Here is a 15,129-nt window from a genome sequence, read left to right on the forward strand (position 1 = left end):
CACCGCTGGCTATCATGTGCGCCTTCCACAACGAAGGCGGTGCATGTGTCGGTAGCGTTGGTATGGTTCCGCCGTGATCTGCGGCTGCAGGACAATCCGGCCCTGCAGGCCGCGCTGGACGCCTGTCACCATGTGGTGCCGGTGTACATCCACGCGCCGCACGAGGAAGGCGAATGGGCGCCCGGCGCGGCGTCCGATGCCTGGCGTCATCGCTCACTGGCCGCACTGGATGCCGACCTGCGCACGCGCGGCTCGTCGCTGGTGCTGCGCAGTGGTGACAGCCTGCCGGCCCTGCAGTTGCTGATCGAGCAGACCGGCGCCGAGGCGGTGTACTGGAACCGCAAGTACGAGCCGGCCACCCAGCCTCGCGACGCTACCATCAAGCGCACGCTGCGCGAGCAGGGCGTCGACGCGCAGAGCTGCAATGGCAGCCTGTTGTTCGAGCCCTGGGACATCGCCACCCAGCAGGGACAGCCGTACAAGGTGTTCACGCCGTACTGGCGCAACGTGCTCAGTCATTGGCGCCTGCCGGCACTGCAGGCCGCACCGGAGGCACTGACGCCGCACGCGGTCGGCAGCCTCGCACTTGATGATCTCCAGCTTGCACCGACGCTGGATTGGGATACCGGCTTCTGGGAGTACTGGCAGCCGGGTGAAGCCGGTGCGCTGGAGGCGCTGTCGGTGTTCGAGGACGGCGCCTTGCGCGGTTACCGCGAGCAGCGAGACCTGCCCGACCGCGTGGGCACCTCGCGGATGTCGCCGCACCTGCATTTCGGTGAGATCGCACCGTGGCGCATCGCGCATGCGCTGGAAAGACTGCGCAGTGCCGGCACCGATGCCGACATCGACGGCTATCTGCGGCAACTGGGCTGGCGTGATTTCGCCTACCACCTGTTGCATCACTTTCCGAAGACGCCCACGGACAACCTCAATCCGCGTTTCGACCGCTTCGCCTGGGCGGCACCGACTGCAGCGCAACTGCACGACTGGCAGCGCGGCAACACCGGCGTGCCGATCGTTGATGCCGGACTGCGCGAGCTGTGGCACACCGGCTACATGCATAACCGGGTGCGGATGATCGTGGCCAGCTACCTGTGCAAGCACCTTCGCGCGCACTGGCTGCATGGCGCGCGCTGGTTCTGGGACACCCTCGTCGATGCCGACCTGGCCAACAACACGATGGGCTGGCAATGGGTGGCCGGGACCGGCGCCGATGCCGCGCCGTACTTCCGGGTGTTCAACCCGGTCACCCAGGCCGAGAAGTTCGATCCGCAGGCCCGCTACATCAGCCGCTGGGTGCCCGAGCTGGCGGCACTGCCGGTGAAGGCGCGGTTTGCGCCGTGGCAGCATCCCCTGCTCCTGGCAGCACACGCGCCTGACTATCCACGCACGCCCATGGTGGACCTGGCTGAGGGCCGCGACGCTGCGCTGGCGGCATACCGCCAGTCGGGGGCGGGGTAAAGGGTGACCCGAGCGATCCGGTCAGTTAGCTGAACGCGGCCCTGTCGGCGCACCGGATCATCATCCCGACATCGCATTCGGCTGTTTATCCTCTCTGCGCCCGCAAGCCGCCGGCCGACCGGAAACCAAGGAGAACCTCATGATCCGCAACACCACCCGCAACGTCGCACTGGCCCTGATGAGTGCGGCCGTCCTGTCGGCCTGCGCCACCGGCGGCTCCTATGTGCAGAGTGACCAGTACGGCAACCCGACCGAACAGCAGAACCGGACCGGCCGCAACGCGCTGATCGGTACGGCCATCGGCGTGGCGGCCGGCCTGCTGACCGGCGACAGTGCTACCGAGCGGCGCCAGCACGCGCTGATCGGTGCCGGTATCGGCGCACTCAGCGGTGCCGCCGTCGGCCAGTACCAGGATCGCCAGGAACGTGCACTGCGCGAGCGCACCGCCAACACCGGCATCGATGTGCAGCGCCAGGGCGACAACATCATGCTGAACCTGCCGGACGGCATCACCTTCGACTTCGGCAAGGCGACCCTGAAGCCGCAGTTCTATGGCTCGCTCAACGGCGTGGCCGGTACGCTGCGTGAGTACAACCAGACCATGATCGAGGTGGTTGGCCACACCGACAGCATCGGCAGCGACGCAGTCAACAATCGCCTGTCGAAGGAACGCGCCGACTCGGTCGCGCAGTACCTGATCGGCCAGGGCGTGCAGAGCGTGCGTATCGAAACGCTGGGCGCCGGCAAGGCGTACCCGATTGCCGACAACAGCACCGATGCCGGCCGCGCCAAGAACCGCCGCGTCGAAATTCGCGTGATTCCGCTCAAGCAATAACGCGTAGCGTTACTGCTTGAGCCGGTCCGGCCATCGGCCGGAGCGAAAATGCCGCCCTTGCAGGCGGCATTTTTGTGGGTGCCGAGCGTTGCTCGGCACACCGACAGCGCATGCAGAGTCGAGCCGGGCTCGACTCCCTCTGTAAGCCATGCCGACCAAGGTCGGCATCTACCAGGAGATGGGTAGGCGCTCTTGTTGCAGGTTACGCCGCCGAAGCGGCCACCTTCTCCAGGATCCGCTTGCCACTGCTTTCCAGCGCGGCATCTTCCTGTGCCTTCTGCTGCTGTGCCAGCTTCGCGCCGGGGCACTGCGCCAGCATGTAGTTGGCATCGAAGTTGAGCTTCTCGACCAGGAAGTCGACAAACGCACGCACCTTCGGCGAGACCAGGCGGCCGCCGGCGAACACGGCATTGAAGTCCACTTCCGGGCCGGTCCAGCCGGCCAGCACGCGGCGCACCATGCCCGATTCGACGAACGGCTTGGCCATCACATCACCGGTCAGCAGCAGGCCTTCGCCACAGACCAATGCACCATTCAACGCAGACATGTCGTTGGCGGTCATCAGCGGGGTGACCGGGAAATCGCGCAGCTCGCCGCCGTTCTCGCCCAGCTGCCAGGTGAAGCGCGGCGAATTGCCGGTGTGGTACGGCTTGCGCATCGCCAGGATGCGATGGAACTGCAGCTCTTCCGGATGCAGCGGTTCGCCATAGCGCTCAATGTAGGCCGGGCTGGCGAACACCTGCGTGCGCAGGCTGCCCAGCTTGCGCGCGACCAGATTGGAATCGGGCAGGGCACCCACGCGCAGCGCCAGGTCCGCTTCACCGGCGATCAGGTCCAGCTTCTCGTTGCCCATGTGCATGTCCAGGCGGATCTCTGGATACTGCGCATGGAACTGGCCCAGCAGTGGCGCAATCCAGGTGATGCCGATCGAGTAGGGCACAGTGAAGCGCAGCCAGCCGCGCGGGCCGGACTGCAGCTGGCTCACCGCGCTTTCGGCCTCTTCAAGCTCGCGTGCGATGCGCTGGCAATGTTCGTGGTAGATCGAACCGGCTTCGGTCAGGCCGAGGCGGCGCGTGGTCCGGTGCAGCAGGCGCGCGCCCAGGCGCGTTTCCAGCTCCTGCACTTTGCGGCTGACCGTGGTCTTGGGCAGGCCGAGCGATTTGGCAGCGGCAATGAAGCTGCCTTGCTCGACCACTTTGACGAAGATCAGCGTCTCGTTGAGATCGTGGGACATGGTCGGGGATCCTGGACGTCGGGGATGGGACAATCGTGACAGAACGATTGGACCGGGAGCGGGATGATTATTCCCCTTAATCAGGACTAATCAAGTAAAGGTTTGAGGTCTATCGTGGCGCCATTCGTTAATTGGAGCCCGTCCGCCATGAGCCTGCGCAACATTCTTGCCCGACTCCGGAACGCCGGCCAGAACACCCTGGACCTGGCGATGACCGTCGAAGCCCGTCCGAGTTCCTTGGTACACAAGGACTTTCGTGAGTTTACCGCGCCCATGCGTCAGCAGCGTGGCGGTGCCATCCGCCTGGTCCCGCACAAGGGCGACCGCCTGCGTCGAATTGGGACTATCCCGGATTTGGGAGGAAATGTCCCGTGAATGGGATACTGACGCCCGAAGTCCTGGTCCTTGGCGGTACCGGTGCCGTCGGCCAGGGCGTGGTCGGCGCGTTGCTGGAAGCCGGCAGCCCGGTGCTGGTGGTTGGCCGCGATCCGGGCCGGCTGGCCGCGCTGCACGAGCAGTTCGCGGATGAGCCCGGACTGGAGACGCTGCTGGGCTCGCTCAGCGACGACGGCTCGGCACGCGCGTTGGCCGAGCGCATCGCGCAGCGCCCGCGTCCGCTGGCGGCGGTGATCGCGGCAATGGGTGGCCCCTACCGTCGCGGCCGGGTGATCGACCGCAACGGCGATGAGCTGCTGGGCGCGATGCAGGCCGACCTGATGCCGCACGTGCACGCCGTGCGCCACCTGCTGCCGCTGTTGCAGGACAACGTGCATGCGCGCCGCTACGTGATGATCGGCAGCCCGGCCAACGCCAAGCCCTGGGCGGGCTACGGCGAGACCTCGATCACCACCGCCGCACTGCGCATGTACGCGCAGGTGGTGCACCAGGAAGCGCAGGCGCTGGGCGTGCGCGCGCAGATGCTGGAAGTCTGCAGCCCGGTGTGTACCCCGGCCAACGCGGCCAATGCCTGCATCGAGTGGCCCAGCTCGCTGCTGGTCGGTCGTCGTGTGGTCTCCCTGCTTGATGGGTGCCGCGACAACCGCGCCATCGTCCGCTGCGACAGCAGCGATGCCGAATTGCCGCGTGGCCTGCTGCACCTGGAAGTTCCTCCGCTGTGGCGCGACACCGCAGGCATCGCTTGACCTCGACCATGGTTGAGGTCGCAGTATTCGCCGCCGATTTTTGCAACACGTTCCCATATCGCTGTACCACCCCTCCGTACGGATGCATGCCATGACTTCCCCCAATACCACCCCACATCGTTTCGGACATCGCATTGCGATGGCCGGCGTGTCGATCCTCGCCGCGGCCGTGCTTGCAGCCTGCAGCGGCGGCCATGCCGAAGAAGCCGGTGCACCGCCGCCGCCGCAGGTCAGCGCCGCGCCGGTACTGGTCAAGCAGGTCAGCCAGTGGGACGAGTTCAGTGGCCGCGTCGAAGCGGTGCAGAGCGTTGAACTGCGTCCGCGCGTGTCCGGTTACATCGACAAGGTCAACTACGTCGAAGGCCAGGAAGTGAAGAAGGGCGAAGTGCTCTTCACCATCGACGCGCGCAGTTACCAGGCCGAGTACGATCGGGCGGCCGCCGAACTGGCCCGCGCCCGTACCCAGGCCACGCTGGCCCGCAGCGAGTCCGAGCGCGCCAAGCGGCTGTCCGAGCAGCAGGCGATCTCCACCGAGACCGCCGAGCAGCGCCGTGCGGCTGCCGACCAGTCCGGCGCCGCCGTGCAGGCCGCGCAGGCAGCATTGGATGCAGCCCGCCTCAATCTTGAGTTCACCAAGGTACGGGCACCGATCGACGGCCGTGCCGGCCGCGCGATGGTCACCGCCGGCAACCTGGTCACCGCCGGCGACAGCGCCAGCGTGCTGACCACGCTGGTCTCGCTGGACACGGTGTTCGTCTACTTCGATGCTGACGAAAGCACCTTCCTGCGCTACGCCCAGATGGCACGCAAGGGCGAGCGCCCGAGCGAGCGTGACAGCGCGCTGCCGGTGAAGGTCGGCCTGTCCGGTGAAGAAGGCTACCCGCACACCGGCAAGGTCGACTTCCTCGACAACCAGGTGGCCCGCAGTACCGGGACCATCCGCGTCCGTGCGCTGCTGGACAACGCCGATCGCCAGTTCACGCCGGGCCTGTTCGCCCGCGTGCAGCTGCTTGGCAGCGGCCAGTTCCAGGCGCTGCTGATCGATGACAAGGCCGTGCTGACCGACCAGGACCGCAAGTATGTGTACGTTGTCGACAAGGATGGCAAGGCCCAGCGCCGCGACATCCAGCTTGGCCGCACCGCTGAAGGCCTGCGTATCGTCGAGCACGGCCTGGCGGCAGGAGACAAGGTGATCATCGACGGCGTGCAGAAGGTCTTCATGCCGGGCATGCCGGTGCAGGCCAAGGCCGTGGCAATGCAGCCGCAGGCCGTGCCGGCACCGGGCCGCGATGCCACCGCCGCACTGAACAACTGATCCGCCGTCTCCTGATCCGCGTCCCCGCTTAGCTGCCGGCGCCAGCGGCAGCCTTCCCTGCCTTCGTCGTATCGGCGAGGGGCAGGGTGGCTGTTGCCCGCCGAATGCCTTTCCCAGGAATTCCTCCATGGACTTTTCCCGTTTCTTCATCGACAGGCCGATCTTCGCGGCGGTGCTGTCGATCGTGATCTTCGCCGCAGGCCTGATCACGATTCCAATCCTGCCGATCAGCGAGTACCCCGAAGTGGTGCCGCCGTCGGTGGTCGTGCGCACGGTCTATCCGGGCGCCAACCCCAAGGTCATTGCCGAGACCGTCGCCACACCGCTCGAAGAGGCCATCAACGGCGTCGAAGGCATGATGTACCTGAAGTCGGTGGCCGGCTCGGACGGCGTGCTGCAGATGACCGTCACCTTCCGCCCGGGCACGGACCCGGACGCAGCGGCGGTGAAGGTGCAGAACCGCGTGGCGCAGGCGCAGGCGCGCCTGCCCGAGGACGTGCGCCGGCAGGGCGTGACCACGCAGAAGCAGTCGCCGACCTTCCTGATGGTGGTGCACCTGACCTCGCCGCAAGGCAAGTACGACACCCTGTACCTGCGCAACTACGCGCGCCTGCACGTCAAGGATGCGCTGGCGCGTATTCCGGGCGTGGGTGACGCGCAGATCTTCGGTGGCGGCGACTACGCCATGCGTGCCTGGCTGGACCCGGACAAGGTGGCTTCGCGCGGCCTGACCGCCAGCGACGTGGTGCGCGCCATGCGCGAGCAGAACGTGCAGGTTTCGGCCGGCCAGCTCGGCGCCGAACCGCTGCCGGACAGCAAGTTCCTGACCCTGATCAATGCCCAGGGCCGTCTGAAGACCGAAAAGGAATTCGGCGACATCGTGCTCAAGAGCGGCACCGATGGCGAGATCGTGCGCCTGTCCGACGTGGCCCGCCTGGAACTGGGTGCGGGCGACTACACCCTGCGCTCGCAGCTGGACGGCAAGAACGCGGTGGGTATCGGTATCTTCCAGTCGCCGGGTGCCAACGCGCTCGAAATCCGCGATCAGGTCATCTCGACGATGGACGAGATGCAGAAGACCATGCCGGCCGATGTGAAGTACGAAGCGGTGTATGACACCACCATCTTCGTGCGCGACTCGATCAAGGCCGTGGTTTCCACGCTGCTGGAAGCGATCGCCCTGGTGGTGCTGGTCGTGATCCTGTTCCTGCAGACCTGGCGTGCGTCGATCATTCCGTTGATCGCGGTGCCGGTGTCGGTGGTGGGTACGTTCGCCGCGCTGTACCTGCTGGGCTTCTCGATCAATACGCTGAGCCTGTTCGGCCTGGTGCTGGCGATCGGCATCGTGGTCGACGATGCGATCGTGGTGGTGGAGAATGTCGAGCGCAACATCGAGGAAGGCCTGTCGCCCACCGCGGCGGCACACCAGGCCATGCGCGAGGTGTCCGGCCCGATCGTGGCGATCGCGCTGGTGCTGTGTGCCGTGTTCGTGCCGATGGCCTTCCTGTCCGGTGTCACCGGCCAGTTCTACAAGCAGTTCGCGGTCACCATCGCCATTTCCACGGTGATCTCGGCGATCAACTCGCTGACCCTGTCGCCGGCCCTGGCCGCGCGCCTGCTGAAGGCCCATGGTGCGCCGAAGGACGGCCCGAGCCGCCTGATCGACCGCCTGTTTGGCTGGGTGTTCCGTCCGTTCAACCGCTTCTTCAAGTCCAGCTCGGAGAAATACGAGCGTGGCGTGGCCCGCATCCTCGGCCGCCGCGGTGCGGTGTTCGTGGTCTACGCGATCCTGCTGGTCGGTACCGGCGTGATCTTCAAGCTGGTGCCGCCGGGCTTCATCCCGACCCAGGACAAGCTGTACCTGATCGCCGGCGTGAAGCTGCCGGAGGGCTCGTCGATCGCGCGCACCGATGAAATGCTGCGCAAGGTGGCCAAGATCGCCCAGGAAACCGACGGCGTGGCCCACACCATCTCGTTCCCGGGCCTGAACGCGCTGCAGTTCACCAACACGCCCAACACCGGCGTGGCGTTCATTCCGCTCAAGCCGTTCGCCGAGCGTCATGGCCGTACCGCTGCGCAGATCAATGCCGAGATCAACCAGAAGATCGCGGGCCTGCAGGAAGGCTTCGCGTTCGCGATGATGCCGCCGCCGATCCTCGGCCTGGGCAACGGCAACGGCTACCAGATGTTCATCGAGGACCGCGGCAACCTGGGTTACGGCGCGCTGCAGAATGCGGTGCAGGCCATGCAGGGCACCGTCGCGCAGACCCCGGGCATGGCCTTCCCGATTTCCAGCTACCAGGCCAACGTGCCGCAGCTCGATGCCGAGGTGGACCGCGTCAAGGCCAAGGCACAGGGCGTGCAGCTCACCGAGCTGTTCGACACCTTGCAGACCTACCTGGGTTCGGCCTACGTCAACGACTTCAACCAGTTCGGCCGCACCTGGCAGGTGATCGCCCAGGCCGATGGTCCGTACCGCGAGACGGTCGAAGACATCGGCAAGCTGCGGACCCGCAACGACCGCGGCGAAATGGTGCCGATCGGTTCGATGGTCACCATCAAGCAGACCTTCGGCCCGGACCCGGTGCTGCGCTTCAATGGCTATCCGGCAGCGGACCTGGCCGGTGAAGCCGATCCGCGCCTGCTGTCCTCGGCCGAGGCGATGAACAAGCTGACCGAGATCGCCGGCAAGGTGCTGCCGGTGGGCATGACCACCGAATGGACCGACCTGAGCTACCAGCAGGCGACCCAGGGCAAGGCGGCCTTCATCGTGTTCCCGGTGGCGATCATGCTGGCCTTCCTGGTGCTGGCCGCGCTGTACGAGAGCTGGTCGCTGCCGCTGGCGGTGATCCTGATCGTGCCGATGACCCTGCTGTCCGCGCTGTTCGGCGTGTGGTTGACCGGTGGTGACAACAACGTGTTCGTGCAGGTCGGCCTGGTGGTGCTGATGGGCCTGGCGTGCAAGAACGCGATCCTGATCGTCGAATTCGCCAGAGAGCTGGAGATGGGCGGCAAGGGCATCGTTGAAGCGGCATTGGAAGCCTGCCGCCTGCGTCTGCGCCCGATCGTGATGACCTCCATCGCGTTCATCGCCGGCACCGTGCCGCTGGTGTTGTCGCACGGTGCAGGCGCCGAAGTGCGCTCGGTGACCGGTATCACCGTGTTCGCCGGCATGCTGGGCGTGACCCTGTTCGGCCTGTTCCTCACCCCGGTGTTCTACGTGGCCCTGCGCAAGTTCGTCACCCGCAACGGTGGTGGACAGCTGGTGCAGCACGGCGAGCCGACCATCCACCACTGATATGGAACCCCGTCGCCGCCGGTCATTGGCCGGTGGCGGCTTTCCCCTCACAAGGCATGCATCCATGAACACCCATCAGAACAAGATCGCGCTGGTCACCGGCGCCACCCGTGGCATCGGCCTGGAAACTGTGCGCCAGCTGGCCCAGGCTGGCGTGCACACGCTGCTGGCCGGTCGCAAGCGTGAGACCGCCGTGGAGCTGGCACTGAAGCTGCAGGCTGAAGGCCTGCCGGTCGAAGCCCTGCAACTGGACGTGACCGACGCGGCCAGCATCGCCGAAGCGGTCGAGCAGGTGCGCCAGCGCCATGGTCGTCTCGACATCCTGGTCAACAACGCCGGCATCATGATCGAGAACCCGGCGCAGGCACCGTCGGAACAGTCACTCGATACCTGGAAGCGCACTTTCGACACCAACGTGTATGCGCTGGTGGCGGTCACCCAGGCCTTCCTGCCGCTGGTCAAGCAGGCCAAGTCCGGGCGCATCGTCAACGTATCGAGCATGCTCGGCTCGCAGACCCTGCACGCCGACCCGGCGTCGGGCATCTACGATTTCAAGATCCCGGCCTACAATGCCTCCAAGGCGGCGGTGAACAGCTGGACCTTGAGTCTGGCCTACGAACTGCGCAATACCCCGATCAAGGTCAACACCGTGCATCCGGGTTACGTGAAGACCGACATGAACGGCGGCAACGGCGAAATCGAAATCAGCGAAGGCGCACGTTCCAGCGTGGAAATGGCGTTGATCGGTGAATCGGGCGCCAGCGGCAGCTTCACCTACCTGGGCGAGGTGCTGCCATGGTGATCCGCACGTTGGCGATGGCCGTCTCCAGCCTGGTGCTGGCAGGCTGTGTCAGCGTCGGCCCCAACTACAAGGCGCCGATGCAGGAGCCGGTGGTCCTCCAGAGCGCACAGCAGCCGGTGTTCAGTACCGCTTCGCCGGTCGCCAGCTGGTGGGCGCAGTTCGATGATCCGGTGCTGGAACAGCTGGTGCACGGCGCACTGTCGGACAACCTGGACCTTCGCGTGGCCGTGGCCCGCGTCAGCCAGGCCCGCGCGGTGTTCGTGGAAAGCCGCCTCGACCAGGCTCCGCACGTCACCGCTGGCGGCAGCTACGACCGCCGCAAGCAACCCGATCCGCAGCTGGGTGGGCAGCGGGTGTTCAGTGAAAGCTACCAGCTCGGCTTCGACGCCGGCTGGGAGCTGGATCTGTTCGGCCGCAAGCGCCGTGCTGCTGAAGCCGCACGCGCCGACCTCGGTGCCGAGCAGGCCAACCTGGCCGATGCGCAGGTCCTGATCGCCGCTGAAGTGGCACGCAACTACTTCGAGCTGCGTGGTACGCAGAAGCGCATCGCGGTGGCCCAGCACACGCTGGAAAACCTGCGCGATACGCAGAAGCTGACCGAGGCGCGCTGGCAGCTGGGCGCAGGCAGCGAGCTGGATGTGCAGAGCAGCCGTGCCCGCCTGAAGGCGATCGAGGCTGACATCCCGTTGCTGGAAGTGGCCGAGGCGCAGTCGCGCAACCGGCTGGCCGTGCTGCTCGGCCAGCGCCCGGAAGTGCTGACTGACATGCTCGCGCCGCACGACGTACCGGCCTTCGCCAAGGCACTGCCGCTGGGCGATACCCGCGAACTGCTGCGCCAGCGTGCCGACGTGCGCGTGGCCGAGCGTCGCCTGGCGGCTGCGACCGCACGCGTGGGCGTGGCCACGGCGGACCTGTTCCCGCGGTTGTCGCTGTCCGGCTTCGTCGGGTTCCTCGGTGGCGATGCCAGCGGCCTGGTCAATGGCAACAACAAGGCCTGGTCGCTGACCCCATCGCTGACCTGGGCGGCATTCGACTTCGGCACCGTGCGTGCACGCCTGCGCGCCAGCAAGGCTGAAGCCGAAGGCGTGGCCGCGCAGTATGAGCAGGCGGTACTGCTGGCCCTGGAAGACACCGAGAACGCGCTGACCCGCTATTCCAAGCAGCAGGCACGGTTGGCGATCGTGGTCGAGCAGGCGCAGGCGGCACGGCGTGCCGAATCGCTGGCGCAGATCCGTTATCGCGAGGGCTCGGAGGACTTCCTGACCCTGCTGGATGCGCAGCGCACGCAGCTGGCAGCCGATGATGCGTTGGCGGCGGCCGAGTCCGAGGTCAACGTCAGCGTGGTGGGCGTGTACAAGGCGCTGGGCGGCTGGGGGCAATCACCGCAGCAACCGAGCGTGGCGCAGGTGCCCTGACGCCGGGGGGACGGAGGCCGTGGCTTCCGTCCCCTTGCTCTTTCAGGGCCACTGATTGGCCGGCACCTCGCGCTCGCGCATGCGCACGATGCAGAAGCGATGGCCGGTCGGTGCTTCCATCACCCACCAGCGCTTGACGAAGCCTATCCGTCGCGCGCCGAGCTTCTCCAGGCGGTCGGCCTCGGCATCGATGTCGTCGCTCTCGATGTCCAGATGCACCCGTGACGGGTGATCGACCCGCTGGACTTCAACGTCCAGGCCCGCCGGTGCGCCCAGCAGGTCGGCATACTCGGCGCCCCCTTCGGCACGCGCCGCCTGTGCCTGCAGACCGAGCGCGGCGGCCCAGAAACGGGCGCCTTCGTCGGCGGGAAGGTCCTGGCAGTCGATGATGAATCCTGCCAGCCGGCTCTGGTGTGCCATGTGCTGCTCCGCAGTTCGAGGGGTACGCGGCAGGGTAGCGCGGTGCATTCCGCGTACGTCTTCACCTTCGTGACGTTTCTGACTCTGCCGGATTGCGGGCTCGCCGTGTAACTAGTGGGTCAGGCACTCGGGAGGACAGGCAATGGCGGACGGAAGGCGGGATACCCAACGGATGTTGTTCGGCGATCCGGGTCCACCGGGTGCGGGTCTGTCAGTGGCGGTCGTGGTGCTGCTGGTGCTGGCGACGATGGCCGCAGCGGTCGGTTTCCTGCGCCTGCAGGATTCGATGCTGGGGCTGGGCCTGATCGGCGTCGCCGTGTTCCTGGCGATAGGGGCCCGCATCTGCCAGGCGCGCGATCAGCATCAGGCCCTGTATCGCCTGCTGTCGCGGCAGCCGCCGCTGTAGCTGCGGCTGCCGTGCGGGGTCAGTGCTTCGGCCAGTCCAGTTCGACCACCAGCGGGAAATGATCCGATGGCAGCACGCCATCGATGCGGCGGTCATCGGTCAGGAAGCTGCGCGCGCGGAAACCGCGCACCAGCACCCAGTCCAGCTGCGCGGTGGCCTTGCCAGTGAAATCGTGGAAGGTCAGTCGCGGGCCCTGCGGTGTCTTCACCTGGGCACGGGTGTCGTGCAGTACGCGGGTGAATGCCTTGTAGGTGTCGCCGCCGGGTTCGCTGTTGAAGTCACCGGTCAGCACCACCGGCAGGTCGGCCGCCAGGCCGGCCACGCGCCTGCCGATCAGCTCGGCACCCTTCACCCGGCGTGGTTCGTCCTCGTCGCGGTAGGGCAGGTGGGTATCCATGAAATAGAAGCGGCGGCCGTCATCGATGCGGCGGAACAGCGCCCAGGTGACCATGCGTGGATACAGGTTGCCCCAGGTGATGCTGCCGGGCACATCGGGCGTATCAGACAGCCAGAAGTTGCCTGATTCCTCGATCGCCAGCACCTTGCTGTCGTAGAACACGCCCATGTGCTCGTCGCCGCTGCCGCCGCGGCGGCCCTCGCCGAACCAGCAATATCCGGGCAGGTGCTGGGCAAGGTAATCGGCCTGCTCCTGCACCAGCTCCTGGGTACCGATCACCGCTGGGTGCGCGTCGAGGATGACCTTCACCATCGCATCGCGACGGTCGGGCCAGCGCTTGCCGGGTTCGGTATCGGCCGGGGTGCGCACATTGAACGACATCACCTTCAACGGCGCAGGGGCTGCGGCCCAGGCGCTGGTCAGAGGCAGGGCAAGCGCCAGCAGCGCAGACAGCGCGGGGCGACGGAAACGCGACAACATCGTGGAATCCCTCCATTCCATGAAAACGGTTTCACAGAGCATGCCACGAATGCGAGGGCAGCGTTATGCAGGGATGGGTGGCTCGCGGATGCCGGGCGGGCGATGAACGCCCCGCCCGGTGGACCGCGCACCGGCGATCACGGGTCGTAGCTCATCCCGTCGCCTGCCTTCTGCAATCGCGCAGATGCACAGGGCGTATGCCGCACGCTGATCAGGCAGCAGGAAGTGCCTCCATCCTGATCAATCTTCAATCTCGCCACGGCGGCCTGCCGCGCGCACTGCCTGCGCGGTGGTGGCCACGCCCAGTCGTTGCCGCGCTCGCCGCAGGTGGTTCTCAACCGTGCGCGCAGACAGCCCCAGCGTGGCCGCTATCTCTGCCTGGCGCCGTCCAGCGGCGACCCAGCGCAGCACCTCGCGTTCGCGTGCGCTCAGCGCGCCCGCGCGGGTGTCGACCGGTGCTTCGGCAAGCCGCCGCGCCGCACGGAAGGCGGAGGTGCCGACCATGTCCAGCAGCACACGCGCGCTGGCGGACGCATCAATCGAGGTGCCGGCGAAGCTGACCGCGCCTTCCAGACCGGTCGGGCCGAACACTGGAACCTGCAGCCCATGCAGGCCATCGCCGCGCGGCTGCTTCACCACCACATAGCGTTCGCCGCGCACGCCCTGGCGCTTGCTCCAGAAGAACGGCGCAGTGCTGTCCAGTACATGGCGGTTGACCGGGCAGGCGTGCAGGTAGCGGGCGAGCCCGGTGGCGCTGCCGTCGTCGAACCAGTCACCTTCGATCCAGTACACGCGCTGTGCGCCGCGCTCCAGCCCGGTTCCGGTGGCAAACACCAACAGGCGGTCGTAGCCCAAGGGTGAGGCGGCGGCGCGCAGCACGCCGCCCACCGCCGGCAATGACCGCGCCTGTTCCAGTTCCAGCAGCGCGGGCACCAGCGCAGGCATTGGCTCAGCGCCCCGCCAGCGCATCGAGCAGCGTACGCGCGGCCAGCTTGCCCAACGCGTTGCCGGCCAGCGGACTGTCGCCGGTCAGCAGCAGGCGATCCTGCAGCACGCTGCCATCGATGCCCTCATTGACGATCTGCACCCCCTGCTGGGCCAGCCGTTCACCGAAGAACCAACGCAGCTGCCCGGGCATGTAGCCGATCCCCGGTGTCTGCCGGTCCATTGCGTCGGGGAAGGCACAGATGCGGTAGCCACGGAACAGCGAGGCACCCTCGGCGTCGTCGACGCCCGCCGCCAGCAGCGCCGCCGGGCCATGGCAGAGGGTGATGATGTGGCGCTGCTCGGCCATGGCCCATTGCAGCGCGGCCTTCACCGCCGCGCTCTCCGGCAGGCCGATCAACGCGCCGTGCCCACCGGGAATGAAGACGGCGGCGTAGTCCGAATCGGCGCCCAGGCCGGCCACCACCTGATCCAGCTGCAACGGCTGGCGGAAGCGTTCCTGGTAGCGTTCGTACAGGGCGCCGATCTCGCTGTCCTCGTGTGGGAAGGCCCACCATTCGAACTTGACGGCGTTGCCGGACAGCGTCGCCACGTCGATGTCGAAGCCGGCCTTGTCCAGGTGGTACATCGGCAGCAGGGTTTCCACCGGATGGTTACCGGTGGAGAACAGGTGGCCATTGGCGGTCGGCAGATAGCGCTCGTCGGCGGCGATCATCAGCACCTTCCAGCGGCCATCGCGCCGCGCATCCGGATAGTCGGCGCCGGACAGGTCGCTCTTGGGCGAGGTGAACTGCGACAGCGAATACGGCGACGGGAAGAAGGCATCGCGCTCGGCCGGATCGGGGCTGGGCTGGCGGCTGGGCTCTTGCGTGTTCATGCAGACCTCCGTTGGGGGAAAGTGAGCCCAGCATAGGAGGCTGCGTGCGCAGGCGCGATGAGGGATTCCCCTCAATCGGCCGCAACCCGGATGCTGCAGCGC

At 66.8% G+C, this 15,129-nt stretch carries 14 protein-coding genes; 9 read left to right on the forward strand and 5 right to left on the reverse strand.

The genetic code is table 11. The features are described from left to right. Positions 1-45 precede the first annotated feature (45 nt). Complete coding sequence (locus ACEPA4_RS08075) at positions 46-1,461, forward strand: deoxyribodipyrimidine photo-lyase (RefSeq protein ID WP_065185201.1); 1,416 nt, start codon at positions 46-48, stop codon at positions 1,459-1,461. A gap of 139 nt (positions 1,462-1,600) precedes the next feature. Then, positions 1,601-2,296: an OmpA family lipoprotein gene (locus ACEPA4_RS08080; protein WP_005416156.1), complete on the forward strand. Its 696-nt coding sequence runs from the start codon at positions 1,601-1,603 to the stop codon at positions 2,294-2,296. 202 nt (positions 2,297-2,498) lie between these two features. On the opposite strand, the gene ACEPA4_RS08085 is transcribed toward ACEPA4_RS08080, so the two are convergent. Further along, a complete protein-coding gene (locus ACEPA4_RS08085; RefSeq protein WP_005416157.1) occupies positions 2,499-3,530 on the reverse strand; it encodes a LysR family transcriptional regulator in 1,032 nt (343 codons plus the stop codon). A 147-nt stretch (positions 3,531-3,677) separates the two neighbouring features. On the opposite strand from ACEPA4_RS08085, the gene ACEPA4_RS08090 reads away from it, so the two are divergent. The 6 genes from ACEPA4_RS08090 (at position 3,678) to ACEPA4_RS08115 (ending at position 11,502) form a co-directional block, all read left to right on the forward strand. Continuing rightward, positions 3,678-3,905 carry a hypothetical protein gene (locus ACEPA4_RS08090; RefSeq protein ID WP_049414419.1) on the forward strand — a complete coding sequence of 76 codons (228 nt, stop codon included), beginning with the start codon at positions 3,678-3,680 and terminating at the stop codon, positions 3,903-3,905. Beyond that, the gene (locus tag ACEPA4_RS08095) at positions 3,902-4,672 is read left to right on the forward strand and encodes an SDR family NAD(P)-dependent oxidoreductase (RefSeq protein WP_053499154.1); all 771 of its coding nucleotides are present in this window, start codon (positions 3,902-3,904) and stop codon (positions 4,670-4,672) included. The genes ACEPA4_RS08090 and ACEPA4_RS08095 overlap by 4 nt, the downstream gene beginning before the upstream one ends. Before the next feature lie 91 nt (positions 4,673-4,763). Beyond that, positions 4,764-5,987 carry an efflux RND transporter periplasmic adaptor subunit gene (locus ACEPA4_RS08100; RefSeq protein ID WP_032954097.1) on the forward strand — a complete coding sequence of 408 codons (1,224 nt, stop codon included), beginning with the start codon at positions 4,764-4,766 and terminating at the stop codon, positions 5,985-5,987. 127 nt (positions 5,988-6,114) lie between these two features. Next, entirely contained in the window at positions 6,115-9,285 is a 3,171-nt protein-coding gene (locus ACEPA4_RS08105; protein ID WP_019338348.1) for an efflux RND transporter permease subunit, read from the forward strand. Between the two features lie 64 nt (positions 9,286-9,349). Beyond that, positions 9,350-10,087 carry an SDR family oxidoreductase gene (locus tag ACEPA4_RS08110; RefSeq protein ID WP_005416162.1) on the forward strand — a complete coding sequence of 246 codons (738 nt, stop codon included), beginning with the start codon at positions 9,350-9,352 and terminating at the stop codon, positions 10,085-10,087. Continuing rightward, positions 10,081-11,502, forward strand: a complete 1,422-nt coding sequence (locus ACEPA4_RS08115; RefSeq protein ID WP_065185200.1) for an efflux transporter outer membrane subunit — start codon at positions 10,081-10,083, stop codon at positions 11,500-11,502. The genes ACEPA4_RS08110 and ACEPA4_RS08115 overlap by 7 nt, the downstream gene beginning before the upstream one ends. A 42-nt stretch (positions 11,503-11,544) precedes the next feature. Here ACEPA4_RS08115 and ACEPA4_RS08120 read toward each other — a convergent pair whose 3' ends face one another. Continuing rightward, positions 11,545-11,922, reverse strand: a complete 378-nt coding sequence (locus ACEPA4_RS08120; protein WP_005416164.1) for a VOC family protein — start codon at positions 11,920-11,922, stop codon at positions 11,545-11,547. Between the two features lie 142 nt (positions 11,923-12,064). Here ACEPA4_RS08120 and ACEPA4_RS08125 point away from each other — a divergent pair, with 142 nt between their 5' ends. After that, entirely contained in the window at positions 12,065-12,328 is a 264-nt protein-coding gene (locus ACEPA4_RS08125; RefSeq protein ID WP_049414598.1) for a hypothetical protein, read from the forward strand. Positions 12,329-12,347: 19 nt separating this feature from the next. On the opposite strand, the gene ACEPA4_RS08130 is transcribed toward ACEPA4_RS08125, so the two are convergent. The 3 genes from ACEPA4_RS08130 to hchA form a co-directional block, all read right to left on the reverse strand. Next, positions 12,348-13,205: an endonuclease/exonuclease/phosphatase family protein gene (locus ACEPA4_RS08130; RefSeq protein WP_262090849.1), complete on the reverse strand. Its 858-nt coding sequence runs from the start codon at positions 13,203-13,205 to the stop codon at positions 12,348-12,350. A 240-nt stretch (positions 13,206-13,445) separates the two neighbouring features. Beyond that, the gene (locus ACEPA4_RS08135; RefSeq protein WP_262090848.1) at positions 13,446-14,150 is read right to left on the reverse strand and encodes a PA1136 family autoinducer-binding transcriptional regulator; all 705 of its coding nucleotides are present in this window, start codon (positions 14,148-14,150) and stop codon (positions 13,446-13,448) included. A gap of 4 nt (positions 14,151-14,154) precedes the next feature. Further along, positions 14,155-15,027 carry a glyoxalase III HchA gene (gene hchA / locus ACEPA4_RS08140; RefSeq protein WP_053499139.1) on the reverse strand — a complete coding sequence of 291 codons (873 nt, stop codon included), beginning with the start codon at positions 15,025-15,027 and terminating at the stop codon, positions 14,155-14,157. Positions 15,028-15,129 lie beyond the last annotated feature (102 nt).

This window comes from Stenotrophomonas sp. P2112, assembly GCF_041897515.1.
Classification (GTDB): Bacteria; Pseudomonadota; Gammaproteobacteria; order Xanthomonadales; family Xanthomonadaceae; genus Stenotrophomonas; species Stenotrophomonas sepilia.

What these genes read in the sequence shown, in the direction of transcription:
- ACEPA4_RS08080 (WP_005416156.1), top strand. Translation starts at nt 1,601, where the DNA reads ATGATCCGCAACACCACCCGCAACGTCGCACTGGCCCTGATGAGTGCG.
- ACEPA4_RS08085 (WP_005416157.1), bottom strand. Translation starts at nt 3,530, where the DNA reads ATGTCCCACGATCTCAACGAGACGCTGATCTTCGTCAAAGTGGTCGAG.
- ACEPA4_RS08090 (WP_049414419.1), top strand. Translation starts at nt 3,678, where the DNA reads ATGAGCCTGCGCAACATTCTTGCCCGACTCCGGAACGCCGGCCAGAAC.
- ACEPA4_RS08100 (WP_032954097.1), top strand. Translation starts at nt 4,764, where the DNA reads ATGACTTCCCCCAATACCACCCCACATCGTTTCGGACATCGCATTGCG.
- ACEPA4_RS08105 (WP_019338348.1), top strand. Translation starts at nt 6,115, where the DNA reads ATGGACTTTTCCCGTTTCTTCATCGACAGGCCGATCTTCGCGGCGGTG.
- ACEPA4_RS08110 (WP_005416162.1), top strand. Translation starts at nt 9,350, where the DNA reads ATGAACACCCATCAGAACAAGATCGCGCTGGTCACCGGCGCCACCCGT.
- ACEPA4_RS08115 (WP_065185200.1), top strand. Translation starts at nt 10,081, where the DNA reads ATGGTGATCCGCACGTTGGCGATGGCCGTCTCCAGCCTGGTGCTGGCA.
- ACEPA4_RS08120 (WP_005416164.1), bottom strand. Translation starts at nt 11,922, where the DNA reads ATGGCACACCAGAGCCGGCTGGCAGGATTCATCATCGACTGCCAGGAC.
- ACEPA4_RS08125 (WP_049414598.1), top strand. Translation starts at nt 12,065, where the DNA reads ATGGCGGACGGAAGGCGGGATACCCAACGGATGTTGTTCGGCGATCCG.
- ACEPA4_RS08130 (WP_262090849.1), bottom strand. Translation starts at nt 13,205, where the DNA reads ATGTTGTCGCGTTTCCGTCGCCCCGCGCTGTCTGCGCTGCTGGCGCTT.
- ACEPA4_RS08135 (WP_262090848.1), bottom strand. Translation starts at nt 14,150, where the DNA reads ATGCCTGCGCTGGTGCCCGCGCTGCTGGAACTGGAACAGGCGCGGTCA.
- hchA (WP_053499139.1), bottom strand. Translation starts at nt 15,027, where the DNA reads ATGAACACGCAAGAGCCCAGCCGCCAGCCCAGCCCCGATCCGGCCGAG.